The organism is Citricoccus sp. CH26A (assembly GCF_000224415.1).
Lineage (GTDB): Bacteria > Actinomycetota > Actinomycetes > Actinomycetales > Micrococcaceae > Citricoccus.
The window spans coordinates 229,442-242,999 of the sequence record NZ_AFXQ01000001.1 but is presented as its reverse complement, the minus strand read 5'-3'; the positions used below and the strand labels follow the sequence as shown (position 1 = coordinate 242,999).

Genomic DNA, 13,558 nt, shown 5'->3' with positions numbered 1-13,558 from the left:
ACCGGCGGGAGGGATCCGGCGAGGACCGGAACACGCCATCGGCATCCTCCCGGTCACGGGTCCGATCCTCGCGCAGGCCGGTGTCGATGCCGCCTCAGGGGCAGTCCTCCAGGTGCATCGACGGGAAGGGCTCACCCATCACCGCAGCGCGCTGGCGCGCTGCCGGTTCTCGAGGGCGGAACACCTCTCCAGACCGAGAACCATCCCCCAGCCGACCCGGGACCTCGGCCTCACCCCCCTCCCGTCACCGGCATCTCCCGGGCCTCCATCCCTGCCCGCGAGGCGCCTGGTCGGCTTCGAGAAGGTCACCCTCCGGCCGGGTGAGCGGACGCAGGTCTCGGTGCGGATCGGCGTGGCCGACTCCAACCACCCCTTCTCCTACGTCGCACCCACCGACCCCGGCGACCTCGCGAACCGGGCCGACGGCACCTGGACCACGCCCGACGGCCGCTACCGGGTCCATGTGGGCGGGTCCTCGGCGGACGCCCCGCTGGAGCGGGGCGTCACGCGGTGCTTCCCGGGCCCGGCTGCGGGCGGCGGAGGAGCCTAGAGCTGGATCCCGAGCAGGGAGGTGACCACGGTCCGCACGTCCGGGGTCGCCGGGCCCGGGGCCGGGGCGGAACCGACCGTGCCGCGGGCGGCGGCACGCTCGGCCCAGGCGTCGAGTTCCGCCAGGGCCGCGGGCGCGTCGAGGTCCTGCGAGAGGCAGCGGTGCATCGCGGCCAGCACGGACACCCCGTCGCCGGACTCCTCGGAGGCCAGCGACCGCCGCCACCGGGACAGGCGCTCGGTGGAGCGGCTCAGCTGGTCATCGGTCCACTCCCAGTCGCTGCGGTAGTGGTTGGCCAGCAGGGCAGTCCGGATGGCGGCCGCCTCCGTACCGTAGCGGAGCAGCTCGGAGACCAGGACGAGGTTGCCGAGGGACTTCGACATCTTCTCCCCGTCCAGTCCGACCATCCCGGCGTGGACGAAGGCCTGCGCCAGCGGCTCGCCGTCTCCGGCCGTGGCGTGGGCGGCACTGAACTCGTGATGGGGGAAGCGCAGGTCAGACCCCCCGCCCTGGACCGTGAACGGGACCGGCAGCAGGCGTCGGGCGATCGCCGAGCACTCGATGTGCCAGCCCGGTCGACCGGATCCCAGGGACCCGCCGTCCCAGGTCGGTTCGCCCGGCCGGGCCACCCGCCAGAGCAGCGGATCGAGCGGATGGCGCTTGCCGGGCCGGTCGGGGTCTCCACCGCGTTCCGGGAACACCCGTTCCATCTCGGCCGCGTCCAGCCGGCCCACGCTGCCCAGCGTCCAGTGCGTGGCACTCTCGGCGGCCTCGATCGAGAAGTAGACGTCGCCGTCGGGGTCCGGCCCCGTGCCCGGCACGGTGTAGGCGGTCCCGTTGGCCACGAGCGCCTCGACGGCGCCCACCACCCAGTCCACGGTCTCGGTGGCCCCCACGTAGTGGTCGGGGGCCAGGACGTTGAGCGCCTCCATGTCCGAGCGGAACAGCTCGGTCTGGCTGGCGGCGAGCTCACGCCAGTCCACGCCGGTGGCCTCGGCGCGCTCCAGCAGCGGGTCGTCCACGTCGGTGACGTTCTGCACGTAGGTCACCGGCAGGCCGCAGGCGCGCCAGTACCGGTTCAGCAGGTCGAAGGCCACGTAGGTGTTCGCGTGGCCCAGGTGGGTGGCGTCATAGGGGGTGATGCCGCAGACGTACAGGGAGGCCTCGGCGAGGTTCCCGGGGTGGCGCTGCGACTGCGCGGCGGTGTCGTGGATCTTCAGCCGGTCGGGCTGGACGGGCAGCAGTGCCGGCAGCGGCGTGTTCCAGGATTCCATGTGGTGCTCGGTGTTCCTCAGCTTCTCGGGGTTCAGGACAGGCTCTTCGGGCGGTGGGCGGCGGTCAGGCGCTGATGACGCCCAGGCCGAGCAGGACGTACAGCATCACGCCCAGGCCGATGCGGTACCAGACGAAGGGCTTGAATGAGTTGGTGGAGATGAAGCGCATGAGCCAGCCGATGACGACGTAGCCCACCACGAAGGCCACGACCGTCGCGACCAACGTCTCCCCCATCCCGTAGGCGCCCTGCTGGCCCGGTTCGCTGAGGGCCTTGAACAGCTTGTAGAACCCGGAGGCGAACACCGCCGGCACCGCCAGCAGGAAGGCGTAGCGGGTGGCGGCCTCGCGGGTGTACCCCAACGCCAGGCCCATGGTGATGGTCCCGCCCGACCGGGAGACCCCCGGGATCAGGGCCATCATCTGGGCGAGTCCGTAGAGGATGCCGTCGCGCACGGTCAGCTTCTCCAGCGGCTTGACCTGGCGGCCCAGGGAGTCCGCCACGGCCAGCAGCAGGCCGAAGACGATCAGGGTGGTGGCCACGATCCACAGCGAGCGGAACGAGGTGTCGATGTAGTCCTCGAAGAGCAGTCCGGCGACGCCGATCGGGATGGAGCCGATGATGATCAGCCAGCCCATGCGGGCGTCGGGATCGTTGCGGGGCACGGAGCCGGTGAGGGAGCGGAACCACCGGGAGATGATCCGGACGATGTCCTTCCAGAAGAAGATCAGCACGGCCAGCTCGGTGCCGATCTGCGTGATGGCGGTGAACGCGGCGCCCGGGTCCGCGGCCCCCGGCAGGAACTCCCCGACGATCCTCAAGTGGGCGGAGGAGGAGATGGGGAGGAATTCCGTCAGTCCCTGGACCAGCCCCAGGATGATCGCTTCTAACCAGTTCACATCAGAGAACCCTACGGCACCACCGGGTCCTGACCGGGCCCGCGACCGTGCCGTGGCGCCGCGGCGTGGGGAAGATCATCCCCCGGGAGGAAGAGCCCGGCGGCCCGGGCGATCAGTCGATGGGCTCGAGGTCGTCCTCGTCCTCCAGCGCGTCCTCGCTGTCGTCATCGTCATCGTCATCGTCGTAGACGTCCAGGGGCGTGAACTCACCGGTCGCCGCATAGAGCGCGTCCTCGTAGGCCTCGAAGGCGTCCGCCACGCTGAAGAACGCCGCCTCGACCGCGGGATCGTCATCGTCACGCTTGCCGGTCGCGGCCGCCAGATGTTCTTGGAATGCGGAAACCAGGGCCTCCAGGGCCACGCGCGGATCGATGCTCATGGCCCCCACGGTAGCCGCTCGCTCGAGGTCTGGCATAGGGTTTTCACGTCTGGGGCCCCATGTGTCGGAACCGGGAGGAGAACCATGCAGGAACGCGAGCTGACCAGCGGACTGGACTCGATCAGCCGGCGGAACAACTGGGAGTACCTCGTGATGACGGTCGCCCCCCGGGATTCCCTCGCCGAGGCCCGGCGCCGGGTGGTGGAGCACGCCGAGTACGGCAAGTGGGAACTGCAGCGCACGATCCTCTACCGCGGCGGCACCCGCCGGTACTGGATGCGGCGGCGGATCATCCGGGTGCAGTCCACGCTGCCGGCCTGACCCGCACCCCTACTCCAGCGGGCCGAGCATGAAGTTCGCCAGCGTGGTGTGCGCGGACTCGTCGTCCGAGGGGTGGAAGACCCCGGCCATGACATCCCGGTAGATCCGGGACAGCTCGTTGCCGCGATGATAGGCCGCCCCGCCGGAGGCCTCGAGGGCGAAGTCCGCCTGGGCCTTCGCCGTGCGGACGGCCAGGGTCTTGGCGGCCACGAGGCGGGGGAACCACTCCGCGCCCAGGTCCGCGCCGGCGTCGAGGTCCGCGGCGACCGAGCGCAACTGGGCGTCCACGGCGAGCTGGCGCAGTGACGCCTCCGCCGTCTTGTAGCGCAGCACCGGGTCCTGGGACAGGGCCTGACCCGTGACCTTCGAGGTGCGCCGGCCCAGGTTCTGCACGGCCAGTTCGACCGCCCGGTCCCCGATCCCGGTGTAGACGGCGGCCACCAGGGTGAGGAAGGAGGCGAAGATGCCGAACGTCAGCGGGTCCGCGTTCGGGCCGGTGGGGATGTGCCGCACGATCCGCTCGGCCGGGACCAGCGCCCCCTCGAGGCGGGTGGTGTGCGAGTGGGTGGCCCGCATGCCGAGCATGTCCCAGGCGGAGGCATCGGCGCTCCAGCCCGGTGCCGCGCGGTCGAGGAAGCCGAAGACCAGCTGCTCGCCGTCCGGGGTCTTGCCGAAGACCCCCAGCCGGGTCCAGGCCGGGGACAGGGTGGTGAAGATCTTGGTCCCCGTGAAGCGGTAGGACCCGTCGCCCACGGGCTCGGCGACCGTGTCGGAGTCGAACAGCACGGCGTCGTTGCCCGCCTCCGAGATGCCGAAGGCGAAGACCTCCCCGGCGGCCGACTCGCGATGGACGAACGACAGCGAGTCGTCCCCCCGGCGGGCCAGGACGGAGGCCACGCCGTTCCAGATCTGGTGCATATTCACGGCCAGCGCCGTGGCCGGGGAGTGCATGGCCAGGACCCGCTGGGCGGCGACGACGGTCGAGAGGTCCCAGCCCAGTCCGCCCTCGCCGGTGGGCGCCAGCGCGCCGAGGTATCCGGCGGCGGCCAGTGCCCCGAGGTCCTCATGCGGGAAGGCGTTGGCCTCGTCGAAGCCGGCGGCCCGGTCACGGATGCCGGCCAGCAGGTCCTCGGTCAGCACCGTCCCGACGGCGGCGAGCTGGGGATGGGCGGGGGTGGACATGGGTGATCCTTCCGTCGGGACAGGGGGTGGGTTCACGCCGGGTCCGGAACCGGGCGGCCGGCGGGCTCGGCGGGTCAGCGCGGCTCGAGCATGCGGGCCAGGACCCGGCACCCGAAGACCAGGGACTGGACCGGGACACGCTCGTCGATGCCGTGGAACAGGCCGGTGAAGTCGAGGTCGGCCGGCAGCTGCAACGGGGCGAATCCGTAACCGGCGATCCCGAGCCGGGACAGCGACTTGTTGTCGGTCCCCCCGGACATCATGAACGGCAGCACCGGGGCGCCGGGGTCCTCGGCCTGGATGCACCGCACCATCAGGTCGACGAGGTCACCGGAGAAGGGCACCTCCAGCGAGATGTCCCGGTGCTCGTGCGCGAAGTCGACGCCGTCTCCGGCCAGTTCGCGCAGCACGTCCATGACCTCCTCCTCCTGGCCCGGCAGGAAGCGCACGTCCAGGGTGGCCTCGGCACGTCCCGGGATCACGTTGTGCTTGTACCCGGCCGTGAGACCGGTCGGATTGGAGCTGTTGCGCAGGGTCGAGCCCACGAACCGGGCCGCGGTGCCCAGGGCGTCCAGCTGCGCGGTGGGGTCGGTCTCGTCGAACTCCACGCCGCAGATCTCCGCGACCTGTTCGAGCAGGGCCCGCGTGGTCTTCGTGTACTGCAGGGGCCACTCATGGTGCCCGATCCGGTGCACGGCCCCGGAGAGCCGGGTGACCGCGTTGTCCGGATGGGCCCCGGACCCGTGTCCGGGGGCTCCGCTGGCGGTGAGGTTCAGCCAGGCCAGTCCCTTCTCCGCTGTCTGGAGCAGGTAGGCGCGCTGGCCCCGGATCTCCGTGGAGAACCCGCCGACCTCGCTGACGGCCTCCGTGGCACCGGCGAAGAGTTCCGGGTGGTGGTCCACCAGCCAGCGGGCACCGTACACGCCGCCGGCCTCCTCGTCGGCGAAGAACGCGACGACGAGGTCACGACGGGGCCGGCGGCCGGAACGGTGCAGCTCGCCCAGGACGGTGAGGATCATCGCGTCCATGCCCTTCATGTCCACGGCCCCCCGGCCCCAGATCATGCCGTCCCTGAGCTCGGCGGCGAACGGGTCCACGCTCCACTCGGAGGCCTCGGCGGGGACCACGTCCAGGTGCCCGTGGAGCACCAGGGCCGGGGCCTCGCGGTCCCAGCCGGCCACGCGCCCCATGACGGAGGCCCGGCCGGGGGCGGACTCGAACACCCGGGGCTCCATGCCGGCGGCGCGCATCAGCGCGGCGCAGTACTCGGCCGCCTCCGGCTCGCCGCGTGAGACGTTGCCGCCGTGGTTGGAGGTGTCGATCCGGATCAGGTCCCGGCAGATGCGGACCACCTCGTCGTGGTAGGCGGAGTCCTGCGGGAGGCCGGGGCCGGGGAGGGGCGCGGAGGTCATGGGAACCACCCTATCGACGCCCGCCACCCTCTGCCGTCCCGGACGTGGTCAACGGCACGGCCTGGGGCGTGCTAGGATATTCAACGCTGCCTTTCGAGGTGGCAGACAGTGCGCGCGAGTGGCGGAATTGGCAGACGCGCAGCGTTGAGGTCGCTGTGCCCGCAAGGGCGTGGGGGTTCAAGTCCCCCCTCGCGCACTGAACACCCCGGTCACCACCGGGTCACCCCGTGGGGCCGGTCGATGACCGGCCCCACGGTCGTCTCCGGGCGGGGCGCGCCCTTGGGGTGCGGTGACCCGGGACTCGGGCACCCTGCCATAATCGGGACTGTGGGACCGGCTCGTCTGCAGTCCCCGATGCTCCCGGACGTGAAAGAGGCCCACCTGCCATGACGGATGCCCGCGACCTGCTGAAGCGTCTGGCGCACGCCTACGGCGTCCAGACGTCCTACCGGGGGCACGACGGGCTGGAGCATCCCGTGGCGGACCGGACCCTCGCCGCCGTCCTGGACGCCCTGGGCTGCCACGTGGACCCCGAGGGCCGGGCCAGCCTGGAGGAGGCCATCGAACGACGCCGGGTCGAGCCCTGGACCAGGGTGCTGCCCCCCACCACGGTGGCCCACGCCGGCTCCGGCGGTTCCGTGGCCGTCCACGTCCCCCACGGCAGCGCCGTGACCCTCCGGGCACGCCTGGAGGACGGCGGCAGCCGGGACCTGGAACAGCTCGAGGACTTCACCGAGCCCGAGCCGGTCGACGGCGCGCTGGTCGGCCGCGCCACGTTCCGGCTGCCCGCCGACTTGCCCCTGGGCTGGCACACCCTCGTCGCCCGCCTCGAGGACGGCATCGACGTCGAGGGGGTGCTGATCGTCGTCCCCGACCGGCTGGACACGGCCGAGACCTTCAGGGCCCGGCGGGGGTGGGGGCTGGCCGTCCAGCTCTACTCGACCCGCTCGACGCGTTCCTGGGGACTCGGTGACTTCCGCGACCTGGCCGGCTTGGCCGTCCAGACCGCCGCGCACGGCGGGGACTACGTCCTGTCCAACCCGCTGCACGCCACCGCACCGGCGCCCCCGGTGGTCTCCTCCCCCTACTCCCCCTCGACCCGCCGCTTCCTGAACCCGATGTACCTGCGCATCGAGGACCTGCCCGAGTACCACGACCTCGATCCCGGACGCCGGTCCGAGGTGGACGCGCTCGGGGCGCAGAGGCGCCGGGACAACGCGGACGCCGATGCCCTGGACCGCAACGCCGTCTACGGGGCCAAGCTCACGGCGCTGCGCTGGATCCACGAGGTGACCCCGTCTGCCGAGCGAGCGGAGGCCTACCGGGCCTACTGCACCGCCGAGGGAGGGGGCCTGGACGACTTCGCCCTCTGGTGCGCACTGCGTTCGGAGTTCGCACACGACGACCCGGTGTGGGACGAACCCGGGCTCGTCCCCGGCGGTCTCCTGGCGGAGCGGTACCGGGAGCAGCTCGCCGACGAGGTGGACTTCCACCGGTGGATGCAGTGGCTCTGCGACGCGCAGTTGGAGTCCGCCCAGACCGCAGCCCGGGACGCCGGCATGCGACTGGGCCTGATGCAGGACCTCGCCGTGGGCGCGGACCGGAACAACGCGGACGCCTGGATGCTGCAGGACCTGCTGGTCGGCTCCATGTCCGTGGGCGCCCCGCCGGACATGTACAACCAGCTGGGCCAGGACTGGTCCCAGTCGCCCTGGCACCCCGAGCGGCTGCAGGAGACGGGGTACCGCGCCTACCGGGACATGCTGCGCTCCATCCTGCGTCACGCCGGCGGCATCCGCGTCGACCACATCCTCGGCCTGTTCCGCCTCTGGTGGGTGCCCGTGGGCGGACCGCCGACCGAGGGCGCCTACGTGACCTATGACCATGAGGCGATGGTCGGCATCCTCGTCCTGGAGGCCCAGCGGGCCGGTGCCGTCGTCGTGGGCGAGGACCTGGGCACCTTCGAACCGTGGGTCCAGGACTACCTGGCCCGCCGGGGACTGCTGGGCACCTCCATCCTGTGGTTCGAGCAGTCGGACGGCCGGCCGCGCCCGCCCCACGACTACCGGGTCCGGTGCCTGACCTCGGTCAACACGCACGACCTGCCCCCGACGGCCGGGTACCTGGCCGGCCTCCACCTGGACCTGCGGGAGCGACTGGGACTGCTGGCCGGAGACGCGGAGGACGAGCGGGCCCGTGCGTCCGCCGAGCGCGACGCCTACCTGTGCGCCGTCCGTGAGGCCGGGTACCTGCCGGGGGACGAACCAGACCTGTCCGACCCCCGGCAGGTGGCCGACGTCGTGGTGGGACTGCACCGGTACCTCGCCCAGGCCCCGTCCATGCTGCACGGCGTCGCCCTGGTCGACGCCGTCGGCGAGACCAGGATCCAGAACCAGCCCGGTACCACCCAGGATCAGTACCCCAACTGGGAGATCCCCCTCGCCGACGCCGCCGGTCGCCCCGTGCTGATCGACGACCTCGACGCGGTCCCCGGTTTCGCCCGCCTGCTGGACGCCGTGGAGGGGGAACTGAGGCACGGCCACCCATGAGCGGGTCCTCCGGGCCGGAGCCCTTCGGCATCGTGATGGTGTCCCTGCACACCTCGCCGTCCGCCCAGCCCGGCCAGGGCGATGCCGGCGGGATGAACGTCTACGTCCGTCACCTGTCCACGCGGCTCGCGGCCGCCGGGCACCCGGTGTGGGTGCTGACCCGTCGCGAGCGGGCCGGGCAGGGACCGGAGGACCTGCCGGTGCCGGACTCCCCCGGCGCGGCGCGGGCCACCGTCCTCCCGGTGCCGGCGGGACCCGCCGCCCGGATCCCGAAGGAGGAGCTGCCCCGCTGGGTGGGGGACTTCGCGGCCGCAGCCCCGCGGGTCCTGACCGCGGCCGGGGGCTGCCAGGGTGACGACTGCCGCTGGATCGTGCACTCGCACTACTGGCTCTCGGGGCTGGCCGGGCTGGCCGTCGCCGATGCCCTCGACGCTCCCCTGGCGCACACCATGCACACGATGGCCGCCGTGAAGAACGCCCGGGACCGGCGATCCGCCGAACCGGAGGAGCGGGAGGCCGCCGAGCAGCAGATCGCCTCGGCCGCCGCACTGCTCATCGCCAACACGCCCGCCGAACGCCAGGAGCTGATCGACCACTACGCGGCCCCCGCGGACCGCATCGAGGTCATCCCGCCCGGCGTGGACACGGAGGTCTTCACGCCTCACGGACCGGTCGACTGGCCCGGGCGCCCGGCAGCGCTCAAGGTCCTGTTCGCCGGACGCATTCAGGGCCACAAGGGCCCGCAGGTCATCGTCCGGGCTCTGGGCCGGTTCCGCCGCCGGCATCCCGAGGGTCCCACGGTGGCCCTGCACCTGACCGGTGCCACGTCCGGCCGCGGGGACCTCGACCTGGCCGCCCTCATCGAGGAGGAGGGGCTCGCGGACTGTGCTACGACCTCCGGCCCCGTCACGGCGGACGCGTTGGCGGCGATGTACCGGGCCGCGGACGTCGTCGCGGTGCCGAGCTACTCCGAGTCCTTCGGCCTGGTCGCCCTCGAGGCCCAGGCCTGCGGGACCCCCGTGCTCGCCCACCGGGTGGGCGGCCTGGTCCACGCGGTGGCCGACGGCGAGACCGGACGGCTGGTCGACGGGCTGGAGCCCGCGGCCTGGGCGGACGAGCTGCGACGGATCGCGACCGACCCGGCGGCCTGGCAGCGGCTCGGGCCCGCCGCGGCACGGCGGGCCCGGGGTTTCAGCTGGGACGCCATGGCCGACCGGATGATCGCGGCCTACGAATCGCTGTAGGCCGCTCCCCTGGCTCGATCCGGCCGGTGAAGTGCGGCTTGCCGCTCCTGGCGTTCCACGCCGTCACCTCGGTGACCCGGGCGGTTCCCGCACCGGAGTGCGTGACACCCAGGGACACCGATCCCGGCAGCAGCACCGGGGTCGCGAACGAGATCGACCAGGAGTGCCCGGCGCCGGCCGGTTCGCGGCCCGCGAGCATCCGTCCGGCCAGGTACATGCCGTGGGCGATCATGCCCTTCTGCCCCAGGGCGCGCGCCGCGAGCGGATGGAGGTGGATGGGGTTGTAGTCCCCGGACACCGCGGCGTAGTCCCGGCCGGTGGACGCGGGCAGGCGCCAGCGCGCCGTCAGCTCCGGGGCCGCGAACGCCTCGCGTGGCCGGCGGTCCACCCGGGGGTGCCCGGCCAGGCGGACGCCGCGGCCCAGGTAGGTCGAGGTCCCCTCCCAGAGCAGGACGGGACCCTCCCCTGGCTGGTCGCCGTCCGGCCCGTGCACGGTGATGACCAGGTCCACGGTGGTACCGGCGGGATGGGGTGCCAGGCCGGTCGCCGAGGCGGCGACCTCCAGCGGCACCCCGGCGGGAACGGGACGGTGGTGCCGGACCCGGTTCTCCAGGTGCACCATCCCCAGCAGGGGCATCGGGAAGTCCGCCTGTGCCATGAGGTCCATGGCGGCCGGGAAGCCGGCGATGTGCACCAGGACCGAGGGCAGGTCGCCCGGGTCCAGCGGCCCCGTAGCCGGGAACAGCCCGGCGTAGGCCGCCGCGAGGTCCTCGCCGATGACGTGGTCGTGCACCAGGAGGGTGCGCGCCGGCAGGGACTGCGGTCGGCGGCGCCTGAGCAGGGCGTCCCGGGCGGCCGTGGACAGGGCCGCCCGGTAGCTGGCGGCCAGCGGGGTCATCGTCTCGCGCTCCATCTCAGGCCCCCATGATCCCCTGGCCGCACACCCTCAGGGTGGCGCCGGAGGTCCCACCGGCGGCGTCGGAGACGAGGAAGGAGACGGCCTCGGCCACGTCGACCGGCCGGCCGCCCTGGGACAGCGAGTTCATCCGGCGGGCCACCTCCCGGGTGAGGAAGGGGATCTTCGCGGTCATCTCCGTCTCGATGAACCCGGGGGCCACCGCGTTGATGGTCCCGCCGCCGGTCATCAGCGGCGCGGTGGCCGAGACCATGCCGATCACCCCCGCCTTGGAGGCCGCGTAGTTGGTCTGCCCGGCGTTGCCCGCGATCCCCGAGGTGGAGGCCAGCGAGGCGATGCGCAGACCGGCCGCGACGACGCCGTCGCCGGCCGCCGCCAGGAAGGCGCGGTTCATGGCCAGCTGGGACTCGATGTTCACGGCGATGACGGAGTCCCACCGGTCCGCGTCCATGTTCGCCAGCTTGCGGTCCCGGGTGATGCCGGCGTTGTGGACCACGACGTCCATTCGCCCGTGGCGCTCCCGGCAGTGCGCCAGGATCCGCTCGCCGGCATCCGGTGCGGTGATGTCCAGCTGCAGTGCGCTGCCGGACAGTGCGTTCACGACGTCGGCCAGCCCCTGACCGGCGGCCGGGACGTCCACCCCGACGATCGTCGCACCGTCGCGGTGGAGCGTCTCCGCGATGGCGGCACCGATCCCCCGGGCGGCACCGGTGACGACGGCGACCCGGCCCGCCAGGGGCCGGTCCCAGTCCCGGGGGGTCGCGCCGCCGTCGGTGGCGACCGGGATGAACTGGCCGGAGACGAAGGCGCTGCGCCCGGAGAGGAGGAAGCGCAGCGCGCCGGCGGCACCGGGGGCCCCCAGCGAGATGCCCTCCCCGAGGATGATCCCGTTGGCCGTGCTCCCCTGGCGCATCTCGTGGGCGAGGGACCGGGTCAGCCCCTCCACGCCCTTGCGGGCGGCGCGGACGGCCGGGTCCGGGGTGCCTTCGGGATCCTGGTACACCGTGACCACCCGCCCCGAGCCGCCCAGTTGGCGCTGGACGGCCCCCAGCTCCAGGGCGGTGGCGGACAGCTCGGCCGGGGTGGACACGTCGTCGAAGGCGGCGACGACGGCTCCGTAGCGGTCCTGCGCGGCCGGGTGGCGCCGCACGTCCTGGCCCCAGTCCAGCAGGTGGGTGGCCGCCTCGTCGGCGGCGGGGCCGCCGCCGAGGACCAGGACCGGACCGTCCACGAGGGGGGCTCCGGGCCGGTGGCGGCGCAGGATGGCGGGCTGGGGCAGGCCGAGGGCCTGGGCCAGCCTGTGTCCCAGCGGCTGGTTGACGAGGGCGGTGTAGGAATCGGTGCTCACGGGATCTGTGCTCCTGGGGGCCGGGTGGAGGTGGCGGACGGGGGGTGCGGGGCGGGGGTTGCGGGGTGGGGCTCAGCGGCCTCGGAGGATCGCCACGATGCCCTGGCCGCCCGCCGCGCAGACGGAGACCAGCCCGAGCGAGCCCGGTCCCTTCTTGTGGAGCATCTTGGCCAGCGTGGCGGTGATCCGTCCCCCGGTCGCCGCGAAGGGGTGGCCGGCGGCCAGCGAGGAGCCGTTGACGTTGAGCCGGGCTCGGTCGATCGGTCCGAGGGGGGCGTCCAGGCCGAGCCGCTCGCGGCAGAACTCCTCGTCCTCCCAGGCCTTGAGCGTGGCCAGCACGGTGCCGGCGAACGCCTCGTGGATCTCGTAGTAGTCGAAGTCCTGCAGGGTCAGGCCCTGGCGCTGCAGCAGGCGGGCCACGGCGTAGGCGGGGGCCATCAGCAGTCCCTCCTGCCCGTCGACGAAGTCCACCGCCGCGGTCTCGAAGTCCACGAAGTCCGCCAGCACCGGCAGTCCACGTGCGGCGGCCCAGTCCTCGGAGCCCAGGAGCACGGCGGAGGCACCGTCCGTCAACGGCGTGGAGTTGCCGGCCGTCATGGTGGCCTCCTCGCCCAGGTCGCGGCCGAAGGCCGGCTTGAGAGAGGCGAGCTTCTCCAGGGTGCTGTCCGCCCGCAGGTTGTTGTCCCGGGTGAGCGTGCCGAAGGGGGTGACGAGGTCGTCGAAGAAGCCCCGGTCGTAGGCGGCGGCCATGTGGTGGTGGCTGGCCAGGGCCAGTTCGTCCTGGGCCTGGCGGGTGATGCCCCAGCGGTGGGTGGTACGGGCCTGGTGCTCGCCCATGGACAGGCCGGTGCGGGGTTCCTCCGTGCCGGGAGCCTCCGGTGCCAGGTGGCCGGGGCGGAACCTCAGGACGGCCTTGATCCGGTCCTGGACGGTGCGCGCGCGATTCAGTTCCATCAGGACGGACCGGGCGGCGTCGTTGAAGACGAGGGGGGCGTCGGAGATGCTGTCCACGCCTCCCCCGATCGCCGAGTCGAGCTGGCCCAGGCGGATCTTGTTGGCCAGCCCACCGATGGCCTCCATGCCCGTGGCGCAGGCGATCTGCACCTCATGGGCCGGGGTCGAGTGGTCGAGGACGGTGCCCAGGACGGACTCGCGTGTCAGGTTGAAGTCGCGGCTGTGCTTGATGACGGCGCCGGCGGCGACCTCCCCGATGCGTTCGCCCTGCAGGCCGAACCGGGCCACCAGCCCGTTCAGTGCGGCGGTCAGCAGGTCCTTGTTGCTCGCGGAGGCATACGCGCCGTGCGAGCGGGCGAAGGGCGTCCTGTTGCCGCCGATGACCACGGCCTGGCGCAGCGGACCGCCGGCGATGGCGGCGGTCCCGGTGCTGGAGGTCTGCTGCTGGGGGTTCTCGGTCATGGTGATCCCTTCGGGTGGTCACGGCAGGCCGTGGCGCGGCCGGAACGTGTGAGGTGGGTTACTGGAACC

At 72.8% G+C, this 13,558-nt stretch carries 12 protein-coding genes and 1 tRNA gene; 5 read left to right on the top strand and 8 right to left on the bottom strand.

All coding sequences use genetic code 11. From position 1 onward, the window contains the following. Window positions 1-112: 112 nt before the first annotated feature. Entirely contained in the window at window positions 113-550 is a 438-nt protein-coding gene (locus tag CITRI_RS18715; protein WP_157998890.1) for a fibronectin type III-like domain-contianing protein, read from the top strand. Here the strand turns inward: CITRI_RS18715 and mshC are convergent. The 3 genes from mshC to CITRI_RS0101030 all read right to left on the bottom strand — a co-directional run bounded on the left by mshC (window position 547) and on the right by CITRI_RS0101030 (window position 3,101). Further along, complete coding sequence (mshC, locus tag CITRI_RS0101040) at window positions 547-1,824, bottom strand: cysteine--1-D-myo-inosityl 2-amino-2-deoxy-alpha-D-glucopyranoside ligase (protein WP_010142688.1); 1,278 nt, start codon at window positions 1,822-1,824, stop codon at window positions 547-549. The two genes, CITRI_RS18715 and mshC, sit on opposite strands and share 4 nt — an antisense overlap. A 64-nt stretch (window positions 1,825-1,888) precedes the next feature. Then, window positions 1,889-2,722 carry an undecaprenyl-diphosphate phosphatase gene (locus CITRI_RS0101035; protein WP_010142687.1) on the bottom strand — a complete coding sequence of 278 codons (834 nt, stop codon included), beginning with the start codon at window positions 2,720-2,722 and terminating at the stop codon, window positions 1,889-1,891. Window positions 2,723-2,834: 112 nt separating this feature from the next. After that, window positions 2,835-3,101 (bottom strand): hypothetical protein, encoded by a 267-nt coding sequence (locus CITRI_RS0101030; protein ID WP_010142686.1) that lies wholly within the window; start codon window positions 3,099-3,101, stop codon window positions 2,835-2,837. A gap of 84 nt (window positions 3,102-3,185) precedes the next feature. Between CITRI_RS0101030 and CITRI_RS0101025 the strand changes: the two genes are divergently transcribed. Next, window positions 3,186-3,422: a DUF5703 family protein gene (locus CITRI_RS0101025; protein WP_010142684.1), complete on the top strand. Its 237-nt coding sequence runs from the start codon at window positions 3,186-3,188 to the stop codon at window positions 3,420-3,422. Window positions 3,423-3,431: 9 nt separating this feature from the next. Here the strand turns inward: CITRI_RS0101025 and CITRI_RS0101020 are convergent, their stop codons facing one another. Further along, window positions 3,432-4,604: an acyl-CoA dehydrogenase family protein gene (locus tag CITRI_RS0101020; protein ID WP_010142682.1), complete on the bottom strand. Its 1,173-nt coding sequence runs from the start codon at window positions 4,602-4,604 to the stop codon at window positions 3,432-3,434. 74 nt (window positions 4,605-4,678) lie between these two features. Then, window positions 4,679-6,016, bottom strand: coding sequence for a M20/M25/M40 family metallo-hydrolase (locus tag CITRI_RS0101015; protein ID WP_010142680.1), 1,338 nt, complete (start codon window positions 6,014-6,016; stop codon window positions 4,679-4,681). Window positions 6,017-6,128: 112 nt separating this feature from the next. Here CITRI_RS0101015 and CITRI_RS0101010 point away from each other — a divergent pair. The 3 genes from CITRI_RS0101010 to CITRI_RS19985 all read left to right on the top strand — a co-directional run bounded on the left by CITRI_RS0101010 (window position 6,129) and on the right by CITRI_RS19985 (window position 9,809). After that, window positions 6,129-6,212: transfer RNA gene (locus CITRI_RS0101010), tRNA-Leu, on the top strand. 190 nt (window positions 6,213-6,402) lie between these two features. After that, complete coding sequence (gene malQ, locus CITRI_RS19990) at window positions 6,403-8,565, top strand: 4-alpha-glucanotransferase (protein ID WP_010142679.1); 2,163 nt, start codon at window positions 6,403-6,405, stop codon at window positions 8,563-8,565. After that, window positions 8,562-9,809 carry a glycosyltransferase gene (locus CITRI_RS19985; RefSeq protein ID WP_010142678.1) on the top strand — a complete coding sequence of 416 codons (1,248 nt, stop codon included), beginning with the start codon at window positions 8,562-8,564 and terminating at the stop codon, window positions 9,807-9,809. The genes malQ and CITRI_RS19985 overlap by 4 nt, the downstream gene beginning before the upstream one ends. Here CITRI_RS19985 and CITRI_RS15740 read toward each other — a convergent pair. From CITRI_RS15740 to CITRI_RS0100985, 3 genes are all read right to left on the bottom strand, one after another. Next, window positions 9,757-10,722: a MaoC/PaaZ C-terminal domain-containing protein gene (locus CITRI_RS15740; protein ID WP_010142677.1), complete on the bottom strand. Its 966-nt coding sequence runs from the start codon at window positions 10,720-10,722 to the stop codon at window positions 9,757-9,759. The genes CITRI_RS19985 and CITRI_RS15740 overlap by 53 nt on opposite strands. 1 nt (window position 10,723) lies before the next feature. Beyond that, window positions 10,724-12,073, bottom strand: a complete 1,350-nt coding sequence (locus CITRI_RS0100990) for a 3-oxoacyl-ACP reductase (protein ID WP_010142676.1) — start codon at window positions 12,071-12,073, stop codon at window positions 10,724-10,726. Between the two features lie 72 nt (window positions 12,074-12,145). Continuing rightward, the gene (locus CITRI_RS0100985; RefSeq protein WP_010142675.1) at window positions 12,146-13,489 is read right to left on the bottom strand and encodes an acetyl-CoA C-acetyltransferase; all 1,344 of its coding nucleotides are present in this window, start codon (window positions 13,487-13,489) and stop codon (window positions 12,146-12,148) included. Window positions 13,490-13,558: the final 69 nt, after the last annotated feature.